Here is a 3056-nt window from a genome sequence, read left to right as displayed (position 1 = left end):
TCACCCCGTGTGATGGCTGTGAGGGCCAGGTGCCGCTGCTACGGCACCCGACCCGTGTGGGTTACCTAACCCGACGTATCAGTCGGATCAGGCACACAACCCCGGCGACGAGGGCAGCGCCCAAAGCTATGGATGCCCAGTCGACCGGGGTTTCCTGTGTGCGGGAATGCTTCCCCATGACCCACCACCTCCTTTCTGGCGGGGCGACGCGGATCAGGCAGGTCGCCACCCCCTCGAAAAGAGGTGGCCACACTGTAACTGTGGGTCGAGCGGCCCTGAGACCGTTTGCGGGTACGAACGTTCCAGCCTCCGCGTGTCGGCCGACACCGCCGTACCGGTGTCGGCGGACGCTCCGGCGGGCAGCGGAACCGTGGCTCCGACCTCCTGGTAGGAAGAGACCATGCAGCATCCCGCCCGGCCCGTGCTCAATCTGCTCACGTTCCTGCCGCAGCAGCGGCGGATCGAGTTGACGCCCGCGGTGTACGGGACCGATTACGAGGAACTGCGGTTGCGGACCGGGGACGGCGAGACCATCGACGCGTGGTGGGTGCCAGCGCGGGGAGAACCGGTGGCGCACATACTGTTCGCGCACGGGAACGCGGGGAATATCGGGGACCGGTCGCCGATTCTGGCGCTGCTGTCGCGGGCCGGATTCGATGTGCTGATCTTCGACTATCGCGGATACGGGCGCAGTACCGGCAGGCCGAGCGAACAGGGCACCTATCTGGACGCTCGGGCCGCCCGGACGGCATTGCTGGAGCGGCTCGGGGTGGACCCGAATCGGATTGTCTACCTGGGGAAGTCGCTGGGCGGCGCGGTGCTGCTGGAACTGGCGACCGCCTATCCGCCCGCCGCGCTGGTGCTCATCTCCACCTTCACCGGACTGCGGGACGCGGCCGCGGCGGTCTACCCGATCCTGCCGAAGCTCTTCGTGCCCGACGCCTACCCGAGTCTGCGCCGCATCCGCAACCTGCGTGCGCCGGTGCTGATCATGCACGGCGACAACGACGAACTGCTGCCACTGCGCATGGGGGAGCAGTTGTACGCGGCCGCGCCGGAACCCAAGCGGCTCGTGGTGTTTCCGGGCGCGGGCCACAACGAGGTGGTGGCGCAACCGGAGTGGGCCGCGACCCTCTCGGCCTGGGTCGCGGCCAGTCTCGGCATCACGCGCTGACGATCGCCACCGCGTCGATCTCCACCAGCATCTCCGCGCGCGGTAGCCCGGTGAACACCGTGGTGCGCGCGGGCAGCACATCGCCGGTGGTGTGCGCGGTGACGAAGGCCCCGTAGGCGTCGTTCATGATCGCGAAATCCTCGCGCTTGGTGAGGTAGACGCGCAGCATCACCACATCGTCGAAGCTCGCGCCACCGGCCTCCACGATGGCCTTCACGTTGTCGAGGGTGCGGGTGGTCTGGGCGGCGACATCGCCGGGGTACAGGTACTCGTTGGTGACCGGATCCACCGGCCCCTGCCCGGACACCTGCACGAACGGCCCCTTGCGCACCCCCTGCGAGAACGTGTGCGCGGGTGCGGGCGCGGCGGTGGTGCGGATGGCGATCTTCTCACTCATGGGTGAACCTTTCGATATCGGGAGGGTGTCCGGTGCCGACGGCCCGTCACAGGTCGCGGAGGCCACCGGGTGTCACGGGTGGCGGAGGCCACCGGATGTCACGGGCGTGGGCTCCAGCCGAGTTCGGCGGAGACGGCGTCGGCGGCGGCGCGCACCCGGGGGAGCTGGGCGAGCACCTGATCGTGATCGAGCAGCATGTCCGGCACCGACATGGACAGCGCCGCCACCACCGCCCCGGTACCGTCGCGGACCGGGACGCCGATGCAGTTGACGAAGCTCTCGTGCTCCTCGTGGTCCTCCGCATAGCCCTGTGCGGCAACGAGTTCCAGCTCGGTCAGGTAGGCGTCCGGATCTGCGATGGTGCGATCGGTGAACCGCGTGTACTCGATGCCCTCGGCAATGGCGCGCCACCGCGTGCGCGGCTGCGCGGCGACGAGTATCTTGCCGACCGCCGTGCAGTGCAGCGGTGCGGGTCGGCCCACCCGCGAGTACATCCGAACACTCTGTGTCGCATCGAGTTTGTCGATGTAGACCGCCTCACCGGACTCGTAGACCGCGAGGTGGATGGTCTGCCCCGTGGCGGCATTGAGATCGGTGAGATGCGCTCGCGCGACCGTGCGGATATCGCGGCTCTCCAGCGCGTGATTGGCCAGCTCGAACAGCCGTGATCCCAGCCGGTAGCGGTGTTCGGCGTCGTGGGTGACGAAACGCTCGCCCTCCATGGTCTGCAACAGCCGCAGCACCGTCGATTTGTGCACACCCAGCCGAGTGGCCAACTCGTCCAGGGATTTCGAGTCCGCACCCAGTTCGGTGAGGATGGTCAGCGCGCGCTGCAGACTCTGGCTCATGAGGCCACATTCTCGGTCACGACGGTGTCGGGGTAACGCAGTCGGGCCCATTCGGCGGCGTCCAGGGCGGCCAGCGACGCCAATCGGGCCGGTGGCGGAAGTTCGGCGCCGTCGCCCACGGCCGTGAGTGCCGCCGCGGCGCACAGATGTCCGAAGCGCAGCAGGTGCTCGTGCGGTCTGCCCTGGAGCAGCGCGCCCAGATAGCCGCCCGCGAAAGCGTCTCCGGCGCCGATGCGTTCGGTCACGCGCAGGGCGAGGGCGGGCACCTCGAGACGGCGCTCGCCGAGGAAGCCGATCACCGCGTGAGCGTCGTTCTTGACCACCAGGTGCCGCGGCTGCGGGAACAGTGCGCGCAGCCGATCCGGATCGCCGGTGCCGAAGACCGCCGCGGCCTCGTCGGAGCCGAGGAACACCACATCGGCGCCGCGCACATGCCGGGCCAGCACCTCGGCGGCGTCCACGGTGCGCCGATGCCACAGCGCCGGACGGTAATTCAGATCGAAGCTGAGCAGCCGGTCGCCGCGCGGCCGGGTGAGCAGGGAGTCGGTGAGCGCCGTCGCGGAATCCGAGAGCGCGGTGGTGATGCCGGTGAAGTGGACGACCTCGCAGCCGTCGAGCAGGGCGGCGGCCGCGTCGG

4 protein-coding genes are annotated in these 3056 nt (G+C 69.1%); 1 reads left to right on the top strand and 3 read right to left on the bottom strand.

The window, feature by feature from the left end; translation table 11 throughout:
- Positions 1-400: 400 nt before the first annotated feature.
- Positions 401-1174 (top strand): alpha/beta hydrolase, encoded by a 774-nt coding sequence (locus QK444_RS34780; RefSeq protein WP_282786243.1) that lies wholly within the window; start codon positions 401-403, stop codon positions 1172-1174.
- Here QK444_RS34780 and QK444_RS34775 read toward each other — a convergent pair.
- The 3 genes from QK444_RS34775 to QK444_RS34765 all read right to left on the bottom strand — a co-directional run.
- Positions 1164-1571 carry a RidA family protein gene (locus QK444_RS34775; RefSeq protein WP_029928933.1) on the bottom strand — a complete coding sequence of 136 codons (408 nt, stop codon included), beginning with the start codon at positions 1569-1571 and terminating at the stop codon, positions 1164-1166. The genes QK444_RS34780 and QK444_RS34775 overlap by 11 nt on opposite strands.
- A gap of 98 nt (positions 1572-1669) precedes the next feature.
- The gene (locus QK444_RS34770) at positions 1670-2419 is read right to left on the bottom strand and encodes an IclR family transcriptional regulator (protein ID WP_282786242.1); all 750 of its coding nucleotides are present in this window, start codon (positions 2417-2419) and stop codon (positions 1670-1672) included.
- A partial coding sequence (locus QK444_RS34765) for a PfkB family carbohydrate kinase (RefSeq protein ID WP_282786241.1) occupies positions 2416-3056 on the bottom strand: 641 nt, incomplete at its 5' end. The genes QK444_RS34770 and QK444_RS34765, both read right to left, overlap by 4 nt.

It is taken from the genome of Nocardia sp. CC201C (assembly GCF_030010695.1).
Taxonomy (GTDB): Bacteria; Actinomycetota; Actinomycetes; order Mycobacteriales; family Mycobacteriaceae; genus Nocardia; species Nocardia otitidiscaviarum.
Note: the sequence above shows the minus strand (reverse complement) of the source record. Positions and strands in the feature narration are given on the sequence as shown.